Annotated in this window: 25 protein-coding genes and 1 pseudogene; 18 read left to right on the top strand and 8 right to left on the bottom strand. The window is 72.5% G+C overall.

What is annotated here, in order from left to right; genetic code table 11:
* From ABZ193_RS38890 to ABZ193_RS38875, 4 genes are all read left to right on the top strand, one after another.
* A partial coding sequence (locus ABZ193_RS38890) for a cbb3-type cytochrome c oxidase subunit I (RefSeq protein ID WP_354713678.1) occupies window positions 1-552 on the top strand: 552 nt, incomplete at its 5' end.
* A 28-nt stretch (window positions 553-580) separates the two neighbouring features.
* On the top strand, window positions 581-1,804 hold the full coding sequence (gene serB, locus ABZ193_RS38885; RefSeq protein WP_354713676.1) for a phosphoserine phosphatase SerB: 1,224 nt from the start codon (window positions 581-583) through the stop codon (window positions 1,802-1,804).
* Window positions 1,801-2,556 (top strand): peptidyl-tRNA hydrolase, encoded by a 756-nt coding sequence (locus ABZ193_RS38880; RefSeq protein WP_354713674.1) that lies wholly within the window; start codon window positions 1,801-1,803, stop codon window positions 2,554-2,556. The genes serB and ABZ193_RS38880 overlap by 4 nt, the downstream gene beginning before the upstream one ends.
* 19 nt (window positions 2,557-2,575) lie before the next feature.
* On the top strand, window positions 2,576-2,971 hold the full coding sequence (locus ABZ193_RS38875) for an OsmC family protein (RefSeq protein ID WP_237339951.1): 396 nt from the start codon (window positions 2,576-2,578) through the stop codon (window positions 2,969-2,971).
* Between the two features lie 244 nt (window positions 2,972-3,215).
* On the opposite strand, the gene ABZ193_RS38870 is transcribed toward ABZ193_RS38875, so the two are convergent.
* Window positions 3,216-5,261 (bottom strand): ATP-dependent DNA helicase, encoded by a 2,046-nt coding sequence (locus ABZ193_RS38870; RefSeq protein WP_354713672.1) that lies wholly within the window; start codon window positions 5,259-5,261, stop codon window positions 3,216-3,218.
* A gap of 162 nt (window positions 5,262-5,423) precedes the next feature.
* Between ABZ193_RS38870 and ABZ193_RS38865 the strand changes: the two genes are divergently transcribed.
* Window positions 5,424-6,074 carry a choice-of-anchor P family protein gene (locus tag ABZ193_RS38865; RefSeq protein ID WP_020422429.1) on the top strand — a complete coding sequence of 217 codons (651 nt, stop codon included), beginning with the start codon at window positions 5,424-5,426 and terminating at the stop codon, window positions 6,072-6,074.
* 4 nt (window positions 6,075-6,078) lie between these two features.
* Here the strand turns inward: ABZ193_RS38865 and ABZ193_RS38860 are convergent, their stop codons facing one another.
* The 3 genes from ABZ193_RS38860 to ABZ193_RS38850 are packed head-to-tail and all read right to left on the bottom strand — an operon-like array spanning window position 6,079 to window position 8,611.
* Window positions 6,079-6,738: a bifunctional 4-hydroxy-2-oxoglutarate aldolase/2-dehydro-3-deoxy-phosphogluconate aldolase gene (locus ABZ193_RS38860; RefSeq protein WP_020422430.1), complete on the bottom strand. Its 660-nt coding sequence runs from the start codon at window positions 6,736-6,738 to the stop codon at window positions 6,079-6,081.
* A complete protein-coding gene (locus ABZ193_RS38855; RefSeq protein ID WP_354713669.1) occupies window positions 6,738-7,307 on the bottom strand; it encodes an isochorismatase family protein in 570 nt (189 codons plus the stop codon). The genes ABZ193_RS38860 and ABZ193_RS38855 overlap by 1 nt, the downstream gene beginning before the upstream one ends.
* Window positions 7,307-8,611, bottom strand: a complete 1,305-nt coding sequence (locus ABZ193_RS38850; protein ID WP_020422432.1) for a nicotinate phosphoribosyltransferase — start codon at window positions 8,609-8,611, stop codon at window positions 7,307-7,309. The genes ABZ193_RS38855 and ABZ193_RS38850 overlap by 1 nt, the downstream gene beginning before the upstream one ends.
* A 97-nt stretch (window positions 8,612-8,708) precedes the next feature.
* On the opposite strand from ABZ193_RS38850, the gene clpS reads away from it, so the two are divergent.
* Genes clpS through ABZ193_RS38810 form a run of 8 tightly spaced genes read left to right on the top strand, consistent with a single transcriptional unit; the run spans window position 8,709 to window position 13,023 of the window.
* Window positions 8,709-9,008, top strand: coding sequence for an ATP-dependent Clp protease adapter ClpS (gene clpS, locus ABZ193_RS38845; RefSeq protein ID WP_017987362.1), 300 nt, complete (start codon window positions 8,709-8,711; stop codon window positions 9,006-9,008).
* Window positions 9,005-9,562, top strand: coding sequence for a DUF2017 domain-containing protein (locus ABZ193_RS38840; protein WP_020422433.1), 558 nt, complete (start codon window positions 9,005-9,007; stop codon window positions 9,560-9,562). Before clpS ends, ABZ193_RS38840 begins: the two co-directional genes overlap by 4 nt.
* A complete protein-coding gene (locus tag ABZ193_RS38835; protein WP_020422434.1) occupies window positions 9,559-10,548 on the top strand; it encodes a P1 family peptidase in 990 nt (329 codons plus the stop codon). Before ABZ193_RS38840 ends, ABZ193_RS38835 begins: the two co-directional genes overlap by 4 nt.
* 24 nt (window positions 10,549-10,572) lie before the next feature.
* A complete protein-coding gene (locus ABZ193_RS38830) occupies window positions 10,573-10,815 on the top strand; it encodes an ATP-dependent Clp protease adaptor ClpS (protein ID WP_020422435.1) in 243 nt (80 codons plus the stop codon).
* 1 nt (window position 10,816) lies between these two features.
* Window positions 10,817-11,317 carry a hypothetical protein gene (locus tag ABZ193_RS38825; RefSeq protein WP_020422436.1) on the top strand — a complete coding sequence of 167 codons (501 nt, stop codon included), beginning with the start codon at window positions 10,817-10,819 and terminating at the stop codon, window positions 11,315-11,317.
* Window position 11,318: 1 nt separating this feature from the next.
* Complete coding sequence (locus tag ABZ193_RS38820; RefSeq protein WP_017987367.1) at window positions 11,319-11,735, top strand: M67 family metallopeptidase; 417 nt, start codon at window positions 11,319-11,321, stop codon at window positions 11,733-11,735.
* Window positions 11,736-11,790: 55 nt separating this feature from the next.
* Window positions 11,791-12,069, top strand: coding sequence for a MoaD/ThiS family protein (locus ABZ193_RS38815; RefSeq protein ID WP_017987368.1), 279 nt, complete (start codon window positions 11,791-11,793; stop codon window positions 12,067-12,069).
* Window positions 12,070-12,072: 3 nt separating this feature from the next.
* Window positions 12,073-13,023: a cysteine synthase gene (locus ABZ193_RS38810; protein ID WP_020422437.1), complete on the top strand. Its 951-nt coding sequence runs from the start codon at window positions 12,073-12,075 to the stop codon at window positions 13,021-13,023.
* Window positions 13,024-13,075: 52 nt separating this feature from the next.
* On the opposite strand, the gene ABZ193_RS38805 is transcribed toward ABZ193_RS38810, so the two are convergent.
* Window positions 13,076-13,438 (bottom strand): group 1 truncated hemoglobin, encoded by a 363-nt coding sequence (locus tag ABZ193_RS38805; protein ID WP_020422438.1) that lies wholly within the window; start codon window positions 13,436-13,438, stop codon window positions 13,076-13,078.
* 131 nt (window positions 13,439-13,569) lie between these two features.
* On the opposite strand from ABZ193_RS38805, the gene ABZ193_RS38800 reads away from it, so the two are divergent.
* Genes ABZ193_RS38800 through ABZ193_RS38790 form a run of 3 tightly spaced genes read left to right on the top strand, consistent with a single transcriptional unit; the run spans window position 13,570 to window position 15,777 of the window.
* Complete coding sequence (locus ABZ193_RS38800; protein ID WP_020422439.1) at window positions 13,570-14,193, top strand: rhomboid family intramembrane serine protease; 624 nt, start codon at window positions 13,570-13,572, stop codon at window positions 14,191-14,193.
* Window positions 14,190-14,990, top strand: coding sequence for a glutamate racemase (murI, locus tag ABZ193_RS38795; protein WP_020422440.1), 801 nt, complete (start codon window positions 14,190-14,192; stop codon window positions 14,988-14,990). Before ABZ193_RS38800 ends, murI begins: the two co-directional genes overlap by 4 nt.
* Before the next feature lie 19 nt (window positions 14,991-15,009).
* Window positions 15,010-15,777, top strand: a complete 768-nt coding sequence (locus ABZ193_RS38790; protein ID WP_027936524.1) for an MBL fold metallo-hydrolase — start codon at window positions 15,010-15,012, stop codon at window positions 15,775-15,777.
* Between the two features lie 24 nt (window positions 15,778-15,801).
* Here ABZ193_RS38790 and ABZ193_RS38785 read toward each other — a convergent pair.
* Together ABZ193_RS38785 and ABZ193_RS38780 are read right to left on the bottom strand one after the other, a co-directional pair.
* A pseudogene (locus tag ABZ193_RS38785) lies at window positions 15,802-16,614 on the bottom strand (lysylphosphatidylglycerol synthase transmembrane domain-containing protein); the annotation flags it as partial.
* Between the two features lie 68 nt (window positions 16,615-16,682).
* Window positions 16,683-17,480, bottom strand: a complete 798-nt coding sequence (locus tag ABZ193_RS38780) for a hypothetical protein (protein WP_020422443.1) — start codon at window positions 17,478-17,480, stop codon at window positions 16,683-16,685.
* A gap of 35 nt (window positions 17,481-17,515) precedes the next feature.
* On the opposite strand from ABZ193_RS38780, the gene rph reads away from it, so the two are divergent.
* Both rph and rdgB read left to right on the top strand, forming a co-directional pair.
* A complete protein-coding gene (gene rph, locus ABZ193_RS38775) occupies window positions 17,516-18,292 on the top strand; it encodes a ribonuclease PH (RefSeq protein WP_020422444.1) in 777 nt (258 codons plus the stop codon).
* A complete protein-coding gene (gene rdgB, locus ABZ193_RS38770; protein WP_020422445.1) occupies window positions 18,289-18,897 on the top strand; it encodes an RdgB/HAM1 family non-canonical purine NTP pyrophosphatase in 609 nt (202 codons plus the stop codon). Before rph ends, rdgB begins: the two co-directional genes overlap by 4 nt.
* Window positions 18,898-18,943: 46 nt before the next feature.
* On the opposite strand, the gene ABZ193_RS38765 is transcribed toward rdgB, so the two are convergent.
* Window positions 18,944-19,768 (bottom strand): biotin-dependent carboxyltransferase family protein, encoded by an 825-nt coding sequence (locus ABZ193_RS38765; protein WP_354713664.1) that lies wholly within the window; start codon window positions 19,766-19,768, stop codon window positions 18,944-18,946.
* Window positions 19,769-19,830 lie beyond the last annotated feature (62 nt).

The raw sequence follows: 19,830 nt of genomic DNA, 5'->3' as shown, positions 1-19,830 counted from the left end.
ATCTACTTCTGGTTCCCGAAGATCACCGGGCGGATGCTGGACGAGAAGCTGGGCAAGCTGCACTTCTGGACCACGTTCCTCGGCTTCCACGCCACCTTCCTGGTGCAGCACTGGCTGGGCGCGGAGGGCATGCCGCGCCGCTACGCCGACTACCTGGCCAGCGACGGCTTCACCACGCTGAACACGATCTCGACGATCGGCGCCTACATCCTGGGCGCGTCGACCCTGCCGTTCATCTACAACGTGTTCAAGAGCTACCGCTACGGCGAGCTCGTCACGGTGGACGACCCGTGGGGCTACGGCAACTCGCTGGAGTGGGCCACCTCGTGCCCGCCGCCGCGGCACAACTTCACCGAGCTGCCCCGGATCCGTTCCGAGCGCCCGGCGTTCGAGCTGCACTACCCGCACATGGTCGAGCGGATGCACCACGAGGGTGAGATCGGCTTCTTCGGCAAGCCGAAGGTCCACGCCGGGGTCAAGGCCCCGTCGCAGGCCCTCACCGACGCGGTCATCCCGGGCGACCACGACAAGGACAACGCGAGCGAGCAGTGATCCGCGGCGTCCGGGTAGGAACGAGACCATGACGCCAGTGCTGATCACGACGACCGGTCCGGACAAGCCGGGCGTCACGTCGGTGCTCTTCGCCGCTCTCACGCGGCACGGCGTCGAGATGCTCGACGTCGAACAGGTCGTCATCCGCGGCCGGCTCACCCTCGGTGTGCTGGTCGCGGTGGCCGACGACCCGGAGGGCCTGCAGGAGTCCGTCGAGCAGGCGATGGCCAGCGTCGCGATGCACGTCGACGTCCGGATCGGGGACGAGATCGGGGAGGACCCGTTCGCCCCCGCCCGGCAGGGCTCGACGCACGTCGCCGTGATCCTCGGGCGGCCGTTGACCGCCCGCGCGTTCACCGACTTCGCGGGCAGGCTGGCCGCGCTCGGGGCCAACATCGACGCGATCCGGCGCATCGCCGACTACCCGGTCACCGGGCTCGAGGTGCACCTGTCGGTCGCCGAGGACACCGAGCAGGCCGACACCGAGCTGCGGGCCGCGGTCGCGGACGTCGCGTCCGCCGGCGGCGTGGACATCGCCATCGAGCGCGGCGGGCTCGCGCGGCGGGCCAAGCGCCTGATCGTGTTCGACGTGGACTCGACCCTCATCCAGGGTGAGGTCATCGAGATGCTGGCCGCGCACGCCGGGGTCGAGCCGAAGGTCCGCGAGATCACCGAGGCCGCCATGCGTGGCGAGCTGAACTTCACCGAGTCGCTCGAACGGCGGGTCGGCCTGCTGGCCGGGCTGCCCGAGTCGGTGCTCGACGAGGTGGGCGAGCAGATTCAGCTGACCCCGGGCGCGCGCACCACGGTCCGGACGCTCAAGCGGCTTGGGTTCCGCTGCGGTGTCGTGTCCGGCGGGTTCACGCGGATCATCCAGCCGATCGCCGACCAGCTCGGGCTCGACTTCGTCGCGGCCAACGAGCTGGAGGTCGTCGGCGGCAAGCTCACCGGCCGGGTCGTCGGCGAGATCATCGACCGGGCCGGGAAGGCGACGGCGCTGCGCCGGTTCGCCGACCACTACGGCATCCCGCTCGCCCAGTGCGTGGCGGTCGGCGACGGCGCCAACGACATCGACATGCTCAAGGCGGCCGGCATGGGGGTCGCGTTCAACGCGAAGCCCGCGCTGCGCGAGGTCGCCGACACAGCGTTGTCCCACCCGTACCTCGACGCCGTGTTGTTCGTGCTCGGCGTCAGCCGCGCTGAGGTCGAGGCCGCCGACGCGGCCGACGGCCTCTCGCTCGCCCGGCCATGAGCGTTCTCGACCCGCTGGCCGCCCGGTACGCCACCTGGCTCGGGTTGCCCGCGGAGGAGACCGCGCTGCCGGAGGCCGCGCCCGAGGAGGTCCGGGCGATGCCGGTGATCCTGCGGCTGGAAAAGGCCGAACCGCCCTCGCGCACCCCGCTGCTCGAAGCCGCCGCCACCGCGGCACTCGCCGTCTGCCTGGACGAACGCGCGCAGCCCGGCGGGGAGTGGCACGAGCCGGTGCACGACTGGGTGTCCGGGCACATCCGGAAGGTCGCCCGCCGGGCGCGAGGCGCGCACTGGGCCGCGGCGCAGGACTTCCCCGGCGTGACCGTGTCGGTCGAGGGGGCCGAGGTCCGCGCGCTGGTGCCGGGCCGCGTGGTCGACGTGCCGAAGGAGATCAGCCGCCTGCAGATCTCGGGCAGCGACCTGCCGCCCGACGAGCCCGGTCCCGCCCCGGACGACCTGCCGTTGCTGCTGCTCAACCCCGAGGTCGCGATGACCGTCGGCAAGGCGGCCGCCCAGGTCGGTCACGGCACGATGATCCTCGCGTCGCTCCTCGGCGACGACGAACTGGCCGCGTGGGGCGAGCGTGGCTACGCGTGCGCGGTGCGGACCGCGACCGTGGACCAGTGGAAGCAGTTGCACCCGGGTGACGACCCTGCGGGGGCCTGGCGCGAGCGGCGGGTCGTCGCCGTGCGGGACGCCGGGTTCACCGAGGTCGACCCCGGGACCGTCACGGTCCTCGCCCAGTGGCGTTGACCCCGATCGAGGAGTGCGTGTGAGCCTGGACGTCCGCCGCGAGGGCGAGCACGAGTTTGTCGGGCGCAACGAGCGTGGCGCGTCGGTGCGGATCGGGCGGAAGGGCGCGCCCGGGTCGTTCTCGCCGGCGGAGCTGCTGCAGATCGCGGCGGCCGGGTGCGCCGCGGTGACGGCCGAGGAGCTGATCACGCGCCGGACGGACGCGCCGCTGCGCGTTGCGGTGACTGCCGACCGTCGCGAGGGCGCGTCCGAGCTGGACGCCGTGCACGTGCTCTTCGACGTCGACCTGTCGACCCTGCCGGACGACGAGCGGGAGAAGCTGGTGGCCGCGGTGGACCGGGCCATCGATCGGTTGTGCACGGTGTCGCGGACGCTGAAGAAGGGGATCCCGGTGACGGAGGAGTTCGCCGGTTAGACCGGCGGACGGCTGCTCGCGCCGGTAGGGCAGGCGGGGACTGGCGAGTGGGACGCGGGCCCTCGCGTGAGCGCTCGGCCCGCACCGGGGGATGGCTCGGGTGCGCCGAGCGCGGAGCTTGCGGCGGGGGTGGTGACTCGCGCTGCTGACGCGCGCCGCTGAGCGCGGGGTTCGCGGCGGTGGGGTGGCGCTCGCGGTGCTGGGTGTGGCGCTCGCGTCGGTGGGCGCGGTGCGAGCCCCGGCGTCAGCCGGCGGCCGCGTCCAGGCGTTTGAGCGCCGCTTTCGCCACCTCGGGGTCGTAGGTCGGCCAGAACGGGGGGAGCGAGGAGCGCAGGAAGCCGCCGTAGCGGGCCGTTGCCAGGCGGGAGTCCAGCACCGCCACCACGCCCCTGTCGCCGACCGAGCGGTGCAGCCGTCCGGTGCCCTGCGCCAGCAGCAGCGCCGCGTGGGTGGCCGCGACCGTCAGGAAACCGTTGCCGCCGCGGGCTTCGACCGCCCGCTGGCGCGCCGACTGCACCGGGTCGTCCGGGCGGGGGAACGGGATCCGGTCGACGATCACCAGCTGCAGCGACGGCCCCGGCACGTCCACGCCCTGCCACAGCGACAACGTCCCGAACAGGCAGGTCCGCGGGTCCTCCGCGAACTTCGTCACCAGCAGCGACGTCGTGTCCTCCCCCTGGCACAGGATCGGGAAGCCGACCCTGTCCCGCAGCTCCTCAGTCGCCTGCTTCGCCGCGCGCATCGATGAGAACAGGCCCAGCGTCCGGCCGCCCGCGGCCTCGATCAGCGACGCGATCTCGTCCAGCGTCTTCTCACCCAGCCCGTCGCGGCCCGGCGGCGGCAGGTGCTTCGCCATGTAGAGGATCCCGTTGCGCCGGTGGTCGAACGGCGAACCGACGTCCAGACCGGTCCACTTCAGCTCGTCGTCGTCCGCGGGCGGGGCCTTTTCCGTCGCCGCGCCCTCCGCGGCGACCACCCGGGCCTGCGACGGCGGCAGCCCCCACTGCCGCGCCAGCGTGTCGAACGCGCCGCCCAGCGCCAGCGTCGCCGACGTCAGCACCGTCGTCTTCTGCGCGAACACCCGCTCCCGCAACAACCCGGCCACCGACAGCGGCGCCACGTGCAGCATCGGCGGCCTGCTGCTGAACGAGAACTTGTCGTTGGACAGCCACACCACGTCCCGCTGATGCGCGGTGTCCTCGGCGAACGCGTCGAGCAGCCGCACCGCGGTGTCGTGCACCTCCTCCAGCTGCGAGCGCGCGAGCTTGCGGGCCGTGGCCTCCTCGACGTCCTCCTTGCGGTCCGAACCCAGCGCGCTCAGGCACGCGTGCGCGCCGTCCCGCACCGCGGCCACCGCGCCGCCCAGCGCCTTCGGCAACGTGTCCAGCCGCCCGGCCGGCATGTCCTCCAGGATCATCGCCAGGCCCTCGGAAGCCTCCTGCAGCCGGTCGGCCGTGTCGGCGTCGATCAGCTTCCCGCAGCGCCGCACGGCCACCGCGACCGCCGACGACGTCAGCTCGCCCGTCGCGACCGACGTGACGCGGTCGACCAGCTCGTGCGCCTCGTCGATGATCACCAGGTCGTGCTCCGGCAGCACCTGGTAGCCCTGCAGCGCGTCGATCGCCAGCAGCGCGTGGTTGGTGACCACCACGTCCGCCTTGCCCGCTTCACCGCGCGCCCGCTCCGCGAAGCAGTCCTGGCCGATGGGGCAGCGCGCCACGCCGAGGCACTCCTTGGCGGTGACCGACACCTGCCGCCACGCCTGCTCGGTCACGCCGGGCACCAGCTCGTCGCGGTCACCGGTCTCGGTGTCGGAGGCCCACTCGCGCAGCCGCGTGACCTCCTTGCCCAGCCGCGACACCGCGAACGGGTCGAACAGGGCCGGGTCCTCCGGCTCCTCCGGCGCGCCGGAGTCGAGGCGGTGCAGGCACAGGTAGTTGCGGCGGCCCTTGAGGATCGCGAACGTCGGCATCCGGCCCAGCGGCTTCTTCAGCGCCTTCGCCAGCCGGGGCAGGTCGCGGTCGACGAGCTGGCGCTGCAGCGCGATCGTCGCCGTCGACACGACCACCGTGGTGTCCTTCTCGACCGCGTGCCGGATGGCCGGGACCAGGTACGCCAGCGACTTCCCGGTGCCGGTGCCCGCCTGCACGGCCAGGTGCTCGCCGGTGCGGATGGCGCGGCCGACCGCCTCGGCCATCTTGACCTGCCCCGGGCGCTCCGCACCGCCGAGCGCCTCGACAGCGGTCGTGAGGAGCTCGTTGACACCGGGGAACGCAGTACGGACGGCCACCAGGACACGGTACCGGGGGCCACCGTCAAGAACGGGCCACCGCCCCGCTCCCGGCAAGATCGAGATCCACTCGTCCGGGTGGCATCCGGCCGGGTGGGTCAGGCCGGCCGGACGTCCTGCCGATTGTCGAGGAGGGATTTCCTCAGGCGAAAGGAGCGGCTCATGAAGCGGGCCAGGCGGATGGTGGCGGTGGGGGCCCTGTTCGGGGCGGTGGTGGCCGCGCCGGCGACCGCGCAGGCGCAGGCCGAAGCGACCGGCGCCGGTTCGGTGGGCGCGGTTGACATCACGGTCGACGGCGTGTCGGCCCACGCGGACCCGATCGCGCCGTGCGTCGTGGACACCGCCGCGGAGGGCCGCACCGACCCGATCACCGTCGGCACCCGCACGAAGTACGGCCTGGGCAGCACCACCTGCACCCGCAACGCCGACGGCACGGCGAGCGTGAAGGTGACCGGCCAGCGGTTCGAGACCAGTGTGCTGCAGCAGTTCGGCGGGCCGGTGATCAAGGCGAGGACGTTCGGCGCGGGCTGCAACACCACGGCCAACGGCAGCAACGGCTACATGTCGCTGGGCACCGTCACGGGCATCACGGTGCCGCAGAACATCCCGCCGAACCACGTGATCACCATCCCGGGCACGACGCCGGGCGCGCCGCCGATGGCCGAGGTCGTGCTGAACGAGCTCGTCGTGCCGGTGCCCGCGGACGGCAGCCTCACGACGAACGCCATGCACATCAAGCTGTTCCCGCAGGGCGGCCCAGCTTCCGGCGACATCCTCGTCGGGTCCGCGAGCTGCTCGCCGTTCGGGCTCTGACGGCTCAGGCGTAGCGGTCGGCGGTCGCGGCCAGCCGGGCCGCCCGTTTGCCCAGCTCGTCGAGGCGGCCGCCGTCGAGGGCGTCGCCGAGCAGCGGGGATCCGACGCCGACCGCGAGAGCGCCCGCCGCCAGGTAAGCGTCCACATCGGGCAGTTCCACCCCGCCCGCGGGCACCAGCGGCACCTCCGGCAGCGCGGCCTGGACCTCCTCCAGGTACCGCGCCCCGCCGGCGGTGGCCGCCGGGTGGAGCTTCACCGCGGCCGGGCCGTAGCGCCAGGCCGCGTCCACCTCCGTGGGCGTGAGCGCGCCGCACACGATGGGCAGCGCGTACTCCTGCGCCCGCCACAGCACGTCCGGCGAAAAGACCGTCGTCGCGACGAAGTCCACGCCCGCCGCGGCGCACCGGTCCACGGCGGCGACCGTGCGCACCCCGCCGGCGCCGATCAACGCGTCCTGCCCCAGTTCGGCCTGCAGGACGCCGATCGCGTCCAGCGCGCCCGGTGTCGTCAGGTCGACCTCCAGCACGCCGAGCCCGGCCTCGTAGAGGACCTGGCCGGCGTCGGCGAACCAGGACGGGTCGTCCGCGCGCAGGATCGCCACCACACGGCCGGTCGCCAGCCGCTCCCGGAAGCGGTTGTTGTGCTTCCGCAGGACGGTGCGCATCAGCCGACCCGCGGGGTGCCCACGAGATCCACGTCCGCGGCCCGCAGCTGTTCCAGCGCGTTGTCCACGGTCTCGCGCGCCACGCCCGCGGTGAGGTCCAGCAGGACCCGCACCGAGAACCCGGCCGCCGCCGCGTCCAGCGCGCTCGCCCGCACGCAGTGGTCCGTCGCGATGCCAACCACGTCGACCTCGGTGATCTGCCGCTCGCGCAACCAGTCGACGAGCTTCTCACCGGCGTCGGTGTGGCCCTCGAACCCGGAGTAGCCGTTGCTGTACTGGCCCTTCGAGAACACCGCGGTGATCGGCCCGACGTCGAGCGCGGGGTGGAACGACGCGCCCGGCGTCCCGGCCTCGCAGTGCCGCGGCCACGACCGCACGTAGTCCGGGTTCTCGCTGAAGTGCGCGCCGGGGTCGATGTGGTAGTCGCGGGTCGCGGCGACCGCCGAATAGCCGCCGCGGGCGAGGTGCTCGGTGATCTTCGCAGCCACCTCGGCCCCGCCGGTGACGGCGAGTGAGCCGCCTTCGCAGAAGTCGTTCTGCACGTCGACGACGATCAGTGCCCTGCTCATCACGCCTCCTGGGGGAAGACGGTGGGGATCGCGGGTTCGCCGCTGGAGAGCTTGAGGCCCTCCCACGGCAGGCTGACCAGGCCCTCGCGCAGCCGCTGACGGCTGTCCTCCAGCGTGGGCAGGTCGTCGACCGGCTTGCCGCCGCGCACCAGCGGGATCGGCAGCTCGCGGTCGTTCTCCCCGGCCTCGGGGCGCTGGCCGGCCGCGTAGACGACCTCCTCCAGCGCGGTGCCGGTCGGCTTGTGGCGGCGCAGCGCGGACTTCTCGCCGCCGCGCGAGGCCTTGTTCTCGCTGCGCTTGGCGACCGGGCGGCCGTCGACCTCGACCAGCTTGTAGACCATCCCGGCGGTCGGCGCGCCGGACCCGGTGACCACCGACGTGCCCACGCCGTAGGCGTCGACCGGCTCGGCGCGCAGGGCCGCGATCGCGTGCTCGTCGAGATCGCCGGACACCACGATCCGGGTGTCCTTCGCGCCGAGCGAGTCGAGCTGCTCGCGCGCCTTGCGGGCCAGCACGCCCACGTCGCCGGAGTCGATGCGGACCGCGCCCAGCTCCGGGCCCGCCACGCGCACCGCGGTCTCGATGCCGCGGGTGATGTCGTAGGTGTCGACCAGGAGGGTGGTGTCGGTGCCCATCTTCTCGACCTGGGCGCGGAAGGCGTCCTCTTCGCTGTCGTGCAGCAGCATGAACGCGTGCGCCACCGTGCCGCGGGTCGGGATGCCGTAGCGGCGCCCGGCCTCCAGGTTCGACGTGGTGGCGAACCCGCCGATGTAGGCGGCGCGCGCGGCGGCGACCGCGGCCATCTCGTGCGTGCGGCGGCCGCCCATCTCGATGATCGGCCTGCCGTGCGCGGCCGAGGACATGCGGGCCGCGGCGGAGGCGATCGCGCTGTCGTGGTTGAGGATGGACAGCGCGACGGTTTCCAGCAGGACCGCCTCGGCGAAGGTCCCCCGAACGGTGAGGATCGGCGAGCCGGGGAAGTACAACTCGCCCTCGGGATATCCGTCGACGTCGCCGCCGAACCGGTAGTTCGCCAGCCACGACAGCGTGTCGTCGTCGACCACCGCGGTGGCCGCGAGCTGGTCGATCTCGGCGTCGGTGAACCGGAAGTCGGCGATCGCCTCCAGCACGCGCCCGGTGCCGGCGACCACGCCGTAGCGCCGTCCGGCGGGCAGGCGGCGGGCGAAGACCTCGAACACACACTGGCGGTCGCCGGTGCCGTCGGCGAGGGCGCTGCCCAGCATGGTGAGCTCGTAGTGGTCGGTCAGCAGGGCCGTGCTGCCGTGCGTCTCGGGGAAACCCATGGGATCAGACTATGAGGTACTTGCGCGTTCGGCCGAATCACCCGAACAGACCCACCACCGGTCCACGCCGTGCCGGTTCCGTGACACCATGGGGCGCATGACCACGCCTGTCGCATCCGAACAGACGCAGGTTGAACCACTCGGCACCGAGGCAGGCGCCGAAGACCAGCCGTGGCAGACGATCGTCTGGAACGACCCGGTGAACCTGATGTCGTACGTGACGTACGTCTTCCAGAAGCTGTTCGGCTACAGCCGCGACCACGCCACCAAGCTGATGCTGGACGTGCACCACAAGGGGCGCGCGGTGGTGTCCTCGGGCACGAAGGAGAAGGTCGAGGCGGACGTGACGAAACTGCACGCCGCGGGACTGTGGGCGACGATGGAGCACACTTCGTGAGGGGCTGGCAGCGCAAGGGCGGCCGCATCCACGCCGGGTTCGAGCAGCAGGAAGCCGCGGTGCTGCGCGGCCTGGTGAGCCAGCTCGAGGACATGCTGCGGGCGCGCGCCGAGGAGGCGCCGCAGGACCCGCTGGCCGAGCTGACCGGCATCCGCACCGGCCCGTCGCAGTCGCCGGACGACCCGGTGCTGTCCCGCCTGCTGCCGGACTACCACAAGATCGACCCGGACACGCCCAGCCAGGAGGTCCTGGACTCGGCGAGCGCGCTGCGGTCGCTGCACGAGCCCGAGCTGGTCGACGCGAAGGTCGGCGTCGCCGCGGTGGTCATGGAGACCCTGCCGCGCGACGGCGGCGACGTGAAGCTGACCTACGAGCAGGCCGACGCGTGGCTGTCCGCGCTGAACGACGTCCGGCTGGCGCTGGGCACCGCGCTGGACGTCACCGAGGACATGCCCGACGAGCTGCCGGAGGACGACCCGCGCTCGCCCCACCTCGGGGTCTACCACTGGCTGACCTGGGTGCAGGAAAGCCTGGTCCAGGCACTGACGGCGTGATCACCGACGTGCCCGGGGTGCTGGTCGGGCACCACCACCGGATCGGGGACGGCTGGGCGACCGGGACGACGGTCGTGCTCGCGCCGCCAGGCACGACGGGCGCGGTCGACCAGCGCGGCGGTGCGCCCGGCACGCGCGAGACGAACCTGCTGGAACCGGAGAACCTGGTCCGGTACGTCGACGCGATCTGCCTGTCCGGCGGCAGCGCCTACGGGCTGGCGGCCGCGGACGGGGTGATGCGGTGGCTGGCCGAGCGGGACCGCGGGTTCCAGGTCGGCGTCGAGCCGCACGAGGTGGTGCCGATCGTGCCGGGCGCGGTGATCTTCGACCTGCCCCGGTCGGCGTGGGGCAACCGGCCGGACGCTTCCTTCGGGTACGCCGCCTGCGAGGCCGCGAGCACCGCGGTCGAGCAGGGCTGCGTCGGCGCGGGAGCGGGTGCGACGGTCGGCTCGCTGAAGGGCGGGGTCGGCACGGCGAGCGAGCGGGTCGGCGACTTCGTGGTCGGGGCGCTCGCGGTGGTCAACGCGCGTGGCGAGGCGGTGTCGTTCGACAGCGGCCGCCCGTTCGCGGCGGATCACGAGGTCGCGGGCGAGTTCGGCGTGCGCTGGCCGGAGCGGGCGGCGTCGGTGCCCGGCCGGGAGGCGGACCTGAACACCACGATCGGCGTGGTGGCGGTCGACGCGGACCTGTCGAAGGCCGAGTGCCGCCGCCTGGCGGTCGCGGCGCAGGACGGCCTGGCCCGCGCGGTGCGCCCGGCGCACTCGATGTTCGACGGCGACACGGTGTTCGCGCTGGCCACGGGCGCGCGGGACCTGCCGGCGGCCGAAGGCCCCTTCGGGGTGACCACGCGTGCGGCAGGCCTGGACGACCTGTGCGCGGCGGCGGCGCGGGTCTTCGCGCGGGCGTGTGTGCACGGGCTGGTGAGCGCCGTCGGTGTGGCGGGCGTGCCCGCGTACCGCGACGTGTGGCCGGAAGCGTTCGAGTAACGCGGCTGGTCCCGGAGCGATCTGATGGCCGTGGAAAAGGCCTGGGCGGTCGTCGTGCACAACGACGACGTGAACTCGTACCAGACGGCGATCTTCGCGCTGCACACCGTGGTCGGGCTCTCGGTCGAGCGGGGCATGGAGTTCGCCGACGTCGTGCACCACCAGGGGGCGGCCGAGCTCACCCGGTTCAGCGCGCGCGAGCAGGCCGAGGGGCTGGTCGCCGAGCTGCAGGTGCTCGGTCTGCACGCCACGGTGCAGGGCGTCTGACGTGGACTTCCTGAACGCTCAGCCGTTGCCCGGCGGCCAGGTCCTGGTCGAGATGTCGCCGAACGTGGGCCAGTGCCTCTACACCATCGCGGGCGAATTGCTGACCGCGCTGGAAACCGGCTACCGCGGTCGGCGCAGGCTCCGGAACGAGGACCTCTTCCCCGACGCCTACCTGCTCATCCGCGAGGCCAGGGCGTTCCGGGAACGCCACGGCGCGGCGATGCGCGAGAGCGTGACCGCCGCGGTCCGGGCCGTGGTGCGCGGGTGGACCGGCGCGACCGCGTTCACCCTGGATGCGGCCTGGCAGCGGGCGTGGATCATCACTTTCGGCCACGCGCAGGTCCTCTACCTGCGGAACCCCCGGTGGCGGGACCGGCGCGCCTGGGCGCGTCTCCCGGTCAGCCAGCGGGACTACACGCTCGAGTGGCTCGCGCACGCTCAGGACGACGTCGCGCTGGCGTGCGCAGTCTCACTCTGTGAACCCCCGGTGTCCGGCACGTAAGATGTCCGTCGTGCTTCGGATCCGCCGTGAACTCGTCGACGAGATCGTCGCCCACGCTCGCCGGGACCACCCGGACGAGGCGTGCGGCGTGATCGCCGGGCCCGAGGGCTCCGACCGCCCCGAGCGGTTCATCCCCATGCTGAACGCGGCCCGCTCGCCGACGTTCTACGAGTTCGACTCCGGTGACCTGCTCAAGCTCTACCGCGAGATGGACGCGAACGACGAGGTCCCGGTCGTGATCTACCACTCGCACACCGCGACCGAGGCCTACCCGTCACGCACCGACGTGTCCTACGCCTCCGAGCCCGACGCGCACTACGTGCTGGTCTCCACCCGCGACCCCGAGACGCACGAGTTCCGGTCGTACCGGATCGTCGACGGGGTCGTCACCGAAGAGCCCGTGGAGATCACGGAATAAACGCCGGGCAGCCCGACGTCAGACCTGGAAGAAACCCAAGCGGAGGTAGTTACCCATGGCCGTGACCGTGTCCATCCCCACCATCCTGCGCACGCACACGGGTGGTCAGAAGTCGGTCGAGGCGGCCGGCAAGACCGTGGCCGAGGTGATCGACGACATCGAGTCGCGCCACGGTGGCCTCAAGGCCCGCCTGGTCAAGGAGGACAAGCTCCACCGCTTCGTCAACGTCTACGTCAACGACGAGGACGTGCGCTTCGCCGGCGGTCTGGACGCCGAGGTCAAGGACGGCGACACGGTCACCATCCTGCCCGCGGTGGCCGGCGGCGCCCGCTAGGTCATGGCCCGGTACGAATCGCTGCTCGAAGCCCTCGGCGGCACGCCGCTGGTGGGGTTGCCCCGGCTGTCCCCGACGCACGACGTGCGCCTGTGGGCCAAGTTGGAGGACCGCAACCCGACCGGCTCGATCAAGGACCGGCCGGCGCTGGCCATGATCGAGGCCGCCGAGCGCGAGGGCAGGCTGCGCCGGGGCTCGACAATCCTCGAACCGACCTCGGGCAACACCGGCATCTCGCTGGCGATGGCCGCCAAGCTCAAGGGCTACGGCCTGGTGTGCGTGATGCCGGAGAACACCTCGGCCGAGCGCAAGCAGCTGCTGCAGGCCTACGGCGCGCGGATCGTGTTCTCGCCGGCCGCGGGCGGCTCCAACGAGGCCGTGCGGCGCGCCAAGGAGCTGGCGGAGAAGAACCCGGACTGGGTGATGCTCTACCAGTACGGCAACCCGGCCAACCCGGACGCGCACTACCGCACGACCGGGCCGGAGCTGCTGAAGGACCTGCCGACGATCACCCACTTCGTCGGTGGCCTCGGCACCACGGGCACGCTGGTCGGCGTCGGCCGGTACCTGCACGAGCAGAAGCCGGACGTGCAGATCATCGCCGCCGAACCGCGGTACGGCGAGCTGGTGTACGGGCTGCGCAACCTCGACGAGGGGTTCGTGCCGGAGCTGTACGACCCGGACGTGCTCAACGGCCGCTACTCGGTGGGCGCCTACGACGCGCTGCGCCGCACGCGTGAGCTGCTGGAGCACGAGGGCATCTTTGCCGGCATCTCCACCGGCGCGGTGCTGCACGCCGCGCTGGGGGTGGCCGAGAAGGTCGCCGCGAAGGGCGAGAAGGCCGACATCGCGTTCGTCGTCGCCGACGCCGGGTGGAAGTACCTGTCGACCGGCGCGTACAGCGGCACGCTGGACGAGGCCGCCGAGCGCCTCGACGGGCAGCTCTGGGCCTAGGAACCACGCGAAAACGCCCCTCTCCCGGCTGGGAGAGGGGCGTTTTCGTCGTTCAGGCGGTGGGGGAGACGATGTCGGCGGACAGTGGCGCGACCGCGCCGATGATCGTGTTCGTGGTCTCCTCCGGCACCCCGGCGGCCAGCAGCGACTCGGTGAGGTGCTTCGCGACGAGGTCGAAGTGGTGCTGGGCGATGCCGCGGCCGCGGTGCACGTCCTTCATCGACCGGCCCCGGTACTCGTCAGGCCCGCCGAGCGCGGCGGCGAAGAACTCGACCTGCATGCCCTTCAGGCGCGGCAGGTTGGTGCCGGTGAAGAAGGGAGCCAGTTCGGCGTCGTCGAGCACCCGCTCGTAGAAGTCGTCGACCACGGCGATCAGCGCGTCCTGCCCGCCGATCTGTTCGTAGATGCTCGTCACGTGCGTTCCTCCAGGCAGTGGTGGTCACCTGCCCCCAGCGAAACGGAGCGTGGTTTCCGCCGGGTAATACCGGTGTCAATTCAGGGTTTTCACCCGATTCCGCACACCAGCGCCGCTCGTACCGTGGAGTCATGAGCACGCTGCCCGCACCCCAGGCCGACCAGGCGAAGCGCGTCCTGCCGGCGAAGCCGAAGACCGCCGCGCTCGTGGTGCTCGCCTTCACCGCGCTGCTGTACCTCGTCGAGGGCGTCGACGTCGTGCTGGACAACCGGCTCGACGCGGAGGGCATCGCGCCGCGCTCGCTCGGCGGGCTGGACGGCGTCGTGTGGGCGCCGCTGCTGCACGGCAGCTGGGCGCACCTGCTGGCCAACACCCTGCCGGTCATGGTGTTCGCCTTCCTCGCGATGGCGAGCGGGATCGCCCGCTGGGCGCTGGTCACGGCGACGATCTGGCTGGTCAGCGGCATCGGGGTGTGGCTCACCTCGGAACCGGGCACGATCACCATCGGCGCGTCCGGGCTCGCCTTCGGCTGGCTGGCCTACCTGCTGGTCCGCGGGCTGTTCAACCGGGCGTTCTGGCAGATCGCGCTCGCCGCGGTGCTGTTGATCGGCTGGGGCGGGATGCTGTGGGGCGTGCTGCCCGGCCAGCCCGGCATTTCCTGGCAGGCGCACCTGTTCGGCGCGCTCGGCGGTGTTCTCGCCGCCTGGTTCGCCGCGCGGGCGGGCCGGAAGCGGGCGGTACCCTCGAAGCCGTGAGCAGTCGTGAGGCCCCGATCGGTGTGTTCGATTCCGGAGTCGGGGGCCTCACGGTCGCCCGCGCGATCCTGAACCAGCTGCCGTCCGAGCAGCTGCGCTACGTCGGGGACACCGCGCACAACCCGTACGGCCCGCTGCCCATCGCGCGGGCGCGGGAACTGGCGCTCACCGCGCTGGACAAGCTCGTCGCGGACGGGGTGAAGGCCTTGGTCATCGCGTGCAACACGGCGTCGGCGGCGTGCCTGCGGGACGCACGCGAGCGCTACGACGTCCCGGTGATCGAGGTCGTGCTGCCCGCCGTGCGCCGGGCCGTCGCCGCCACCCACACGGGTCGCATCGGCGTGATCGGCACCGAGGGCACGATCCGCTCCCGCGCCTACGAGGACGCCTTCGCCGCGGCGCGCGACGTGTCGGTCACCAGCGTCGCGTGCCCCCGGTTCGTCGACTTCGTCGAGCGCGGTGTCACGTCCGGCCGCCAGGTGCTCGGCCTCGCGCAGGGGTACCTCGAACCGCTGCTGCGTGCCGAGGTCGACACCCTCGTGCTCGGCTGCACGCACTACCCGCTGCTGACCGGGGTCCTGCAGATCGTCATGGGGCCGGACGTGACGCTGGTGTCCAGCGCCGAGGAGACCGCGAAGGACGTCGTCCGCGTGCTCACCGAACAGGACATGCTGGCCGAACGGGACGTTCCGCCCCAGCACGAGTTCATCGCGACCGGCTCGCCGGAGCCGTTCGTCCGGCTCGCGCAGCGCTTCATGGGATTCGCACCCGGCGTGCTCTCGCCGATCAGCGCCTGAGCTGGCAGGGTGTTGTCCCGTGCGACTGACGATCCTCGGTTGCTCGGGCAGCGTTCCCGGCCCGGGCCAGCCCGCGTCCGGATACCTGCTCGAAGCGGACGGTTTCCTGCTCGGCCTCGAGTTCGGCAACGGCGTGTTCGCCGAGCTGCAGCAGCGGCGTGACCCGTTCGACCTCGACGCGCTGGTGTTGTCGCACCTGCACCCGGACCACTGCGCGGACTTCAGCGCGCTGACCGTGCTGCGCCGCTACCACCCGGCCCCGCCGTACGACACCACTGCGCGCCGGCTCCCGGTGCACGCTCCGGCGAACGCGCCGGTCCGGCTGGCGATGGCGTACGCGCCGAACGAGGCGGAGCTGGCCGAGACCGACCTGTCCGACGTCTACGAGTTCCACGCCCTGTCCGGCGAGCCGGTGAAGATCGGCCCGTTCGAGGTCACCGCGATCCCGGTGGTCCACCCGACCGAGGCGTTTGGGTTACGGGTGCGGCACGCCGGCCGCACGCTCGCCTACACCGGTGACACCGGGCCCTGCGACGCACTGGCCGACCTGGTCCGCGACGTCGACGTCCTGCTCGCCGAGGCGTCCTGGACCGACGCCGCGGACCGGCCGCCTGGCGTGCACCTGTCCGGCAAGCAGGCGGGCGAGCTGGCGCGGGACGCGGGTGTGGAGCGCCTGCTCATCACGCACGTCGCGCCGTGGAGCGACCGGAACGCCATCCTCGCCGAGGCCCGGGCGGTCTTCCCCGGCGCTGCGCTCGTCGAGCGGGGCGCGGTCTACGACGTCTGAGGCCCGCCGCAGCGCCGCCCAGCAGGCCAGCCCGATCGGGATGATCAGCCAGCAGGACAGCAGCCGGTAGGTGAGCACCGCCGCGGCGGCCGCCGGTTCCGCCGCGCCCGCGGAGACCAGCCCGGTGAGCAGGCTGACCTCGATGACGCCGATGCCGCCCGGGGTCAGCGGGATCTGCCGCACGAGCTGTACCGCGAGGTAGACCGTGGCCAGTTCGAGCAGGCCGAGGCCGATGCCGAAGGCGCGGGCCGCCGCGATCAGGCACACCAGGTCGCCGAGCCAGTTCGCGGTGGCCGCGGCCAGCGCGAGCAGCCAGTGCCGGGGCGCGATCGCGCTCGACTGCCGGGACACCAGCGTGACCAGCAGGACCGCGCCCACGACGAGGGCCGCCGCGGCCGCCGGGTGGATCGCGGCCAGCGCCCCGGTGCCGTAGAGCAGCGCCAGCCCCAGCGCCGACAGCACGCCGGAGAGCACCATCACGGCGGCGGCCGACTTCCGGTCCGCGCCGCCTGCCCGGAACTGCTGGAACGCGTAGGCGGCGGACACCGCCGAGCCGGCGGGCAGGCTGATCGAGATGGCGGACCGGCTGTAGGACAGGGCCAGGATCCGGCGGCGCTGCAGGGTCACGCCGAACGCGGTGAGCAGCCGCCGCTGCTGGCGGGCGAACATCCCCATCGACACGAACTCGGCGGCCGCCGCCACGGCCAGCCACCCGGGGTCCGCCTCGCGGAGCGCGGCGCCGATCTCCGCGGGCGAGGGGACGCGGTCGCGCAGGGTCAGGACCACGATCGCCAGGACGGCCACGAGCCCGAGGCCGGCCAAGAGTCTGCGCAGCATCACGCACCCCCTAATTCACCTTACGATGAATTCTCCGCGCGGGCGCGAGTTTGTCAACATGTGCTGAATTACACCGGCAGGTAGTCCTCGGCCAGCGCGTCGGCGTAGGCGGTGAACAGGGCCAGGAAGTTCAGCGTGCCGCCCGGGGCGTCGAACTCGGCGAGGTCGTAGGCCAGGTGTGAGCCGCGGTGGGCGGGCACGTCGTTGGTGACGTCGGTGAACCAGTCCAGGAAGGTCAGCTGCCGCTGGTCGCCCGGGCCGACCGGCGGGGTCAGCAGGTCGAGCAGCATCGGGCGGCTGCGCAGCGTCCACCGGTAGAACTCGGAGAACTGGTAGAAGCGCTCCTCGACCGGAGTTGCGGCGATGCCGTGCACCCGCTCGGCCAGCGCGACGCCGTACTCGGTCGAGGCCTGCTCGGCCTCGCTCCACGCGCGGTCGTGCGCCGAACGGGCCGTCAGCTTCCCGTCACGCAGGCGGGTGAGGTAGCTCGCCCACAAGGTCGCACCGGGGTTGCCGAAGGTGTCCGTGCTGTCCCCACGGGCCAGCGCGATGCCCCGTTCGATGCCCTCCAGAATCCCGGCATCCACATAGGACACCCAGGTGCCCGGAGCGCCCAGCCCGCGGTCGGCGAAGAACTCCAGCACCCCCTCGATGTTGCGCCACCGCGGCGCGTAACCGGGGACGACCTCCGCCGCCGGACCGGCCGACATCGCGCGCACGAACTCCAGGCGCTGCGCGATCGTCATCCCGTCGATGTCCTCGGCGGTGCAGGTCAGCGAGTCCGCGCAAGTGGCGGTGGACGCGGTGGCGGGTGCGGCGGTCAGGCACAGCAGGCAGGCGAGCAGGGTCGCGAAGGCGGCGCGCATGAACAGGCACAGTAGCGGGGTTCTACGCTGCACGCGTGGTGCGAAAAGACGGCAGGAACGACGACCAGCTCCGCGACGTGAAGATCACGCGGGGATTCCAGCAGTGGCCGGCCGGCTCGGTGCTCATCGAGTTCGGCAACACGAAGGTGCTCTGCGCGGCGAGCGTCAGCGAGGGCGTGCCGCGGTGGCGGACCGGATCGGGTCTCGGTTGGGTGACCGCCGAGTACGCCATGCTGCCCTCGGCCACGCACGACCGCGGCGACCGCGAGTCGGTCAAGGGCCGCATCGGCGGGCGGACCCACGAGATCAGCAGGCTGATCGGCCGCTCCCTGCGGGCGTGCATCGACCTGGCCGCGCTCGGCGAGAACACGATCCAGCTCGACTGCGACGTGATCCAGGCCGACGGCGGCACCCGCACGGCCGCGATCACCGGCGCCTACGTGGCGCTGGCCGACGCGGTCACCTGGCTCGCGGCGGCGGGGCGGCTGGCTGATCCGCAACCGCTTTCCGCCATGGTGTCCGCGGTCAGCGTCGGCGTGGTGGACGGGCGCGTGCGCCTGGACCTGCCCTACGAAGAGGACTCGCGGGCCGAGGTCGACATGAACGTCGTCGCCACCGACGCCGGCACGCTCATCGAGGTGCAGGGCACCGGCGAGGGCGCGACCTTCACCCGCTCCACTTTGGACAAGATGCTGGACCTGGCGCAGACCGGGTGCGCGGAGCTGACCCGGCTGCAGACGGCGGCGCTGGCCGAGCCGTACCCGTACGAGCTGCCGGAGCCGGTCACGGGCAAGAAGAAAGGCTCGAAGTGAGCCGCGTCCTGCTGGCCACCCGCAACGCCAAGAAGCTCGGCGAGCTGCGGCGCATCCTCGCGGCCGAGGGGGTCGAGGGGCTGGAGGTGGTCGGTCTCGCCGACGTGCCGGAGTTCCCCGAGGCGCCGGAGACCGGCGCGACCTTCGAGGAGAACGCGGTAGCCAAGGCCAGGGACGCCGTCGCGGCCACCGGCCTGCCCGCCATCGCGGACGACTCCGGCCTGGCGGTGGACGCGCTGAACGGGATGCCCGGTGTGCTGTCCGCCCGCTGGGCCGGGCGGCACGGCGACGACCAGGCGAACCTGGACCTGGTGCTCGCCCAGCTCACCGACACCCCGGACGAGCGCCGGGGCGCGGCCTTCGTGTGCGCGGCGGCGCTGGTGCTGCCGGGCGGCGAGGAGACGGTGGTGCGCGGCGAATGGCGCGGCCGGCTGATCCGGAAGTCGCGCGGCACCAACGGGTTCGGCTACGACCCGATCTTCGTGCCGGAGGGGGAGACCCGCACGTCGGCGGAGATGGAACCGGCGGAGAAGGACGCGTCCTCCCACCGCGGTCGCGCGCTGCGGGCGCTGTTGCCGGCGTTGCGGGAACTCGCCGGGCGCTGAGGTTTGGAGCCCGGGAGCCACCCTGACGGATGGCTCCCGGGAGTTTTCAGGCGGCCGCCGGGAGATCGGCGGACACGAGGCGGAACGACACGGTCTGCCCAGGCCGCGCCTGGGCCATCACCGGCAGGTCGTCGGTCAGCACCACACCGATGACCGGGTATCCGCCGGTCACCGGGTGATCGGCGAGGAACACCAGCGGCAGTCCCGATGGCGGCACCTGGATCGCGCCCGGCACCATGCCCTCGCTGAGCAGCTCGCCCTCGCGGGCGCGCTCCAGGACGGGGCCGGTGAGCCGGACGCCGACGCGGTTGCTCTCCGAGGTCACCTCGTAGGTCGCCGTCGCGAAGGTCTTCAGCGCCTCCGGGGTGAACCAGTCGTCCCGCGGGCCGGGCATCACGCGCACGGTCAGCGCGAACCCGGCCGGGTCGGGCACCGGCGCGACCTCGACCGAGGGCAGCGGGCCGCACTCGTCGTCGCCGATCGGCAGCTCGTCGCCCTCGCTCAGCGCGGCGGGGCCGAGCCCGGCCAGCAGGTCGGTCGAGCGGGACTCCAGCACCTTGTCCACGCCGATCCCGCCACGCACGGCGACGTAGGTGCGCAGGCCGGAGGTCGGCGCACCCAGCGTCAGCTCCTCGCCTGGCCAGACGGTGAACGGCGCGTTCATCGCCTCACCGCGGCGGCCCCGCCGGATCGGGCACGGCGCGCCGGTCACCACGACCCGCGCCACCTGCCGGAACCGCAGCACCAGGCCGCCGAACGTGGTTTCCAGCACCGCGGCGCCGTCGAGGTTGCCGACGAGCCGGTTTGCCAGTGCGGCCGACCGGCGGTGGGGCGCCCCCGCCCCGCCCCCCCCCCCCGAAGCAGACCTCACCTCGGAAAAAGAATCACAAACAAGATATAAAAGCGATACGGCGTTGTGTTTTTTTTATTGGG

Origin of the sequence: Amycolatopsis sp. NPDC006125, from assembly GCF_040614195.1 — a bacterium.
GTDB lineage: Bacteria > Actinomycetota > Actinomycetes > Mycobacteriales > Pseudonocardiaceae > Amycolatopsis_E > Amycolatopsis_E tucumanensis.
Note: the sequence above shows the minus strand (reverse complement) of the source record. Positions and strands in the feature narration are given on the sequence as shown.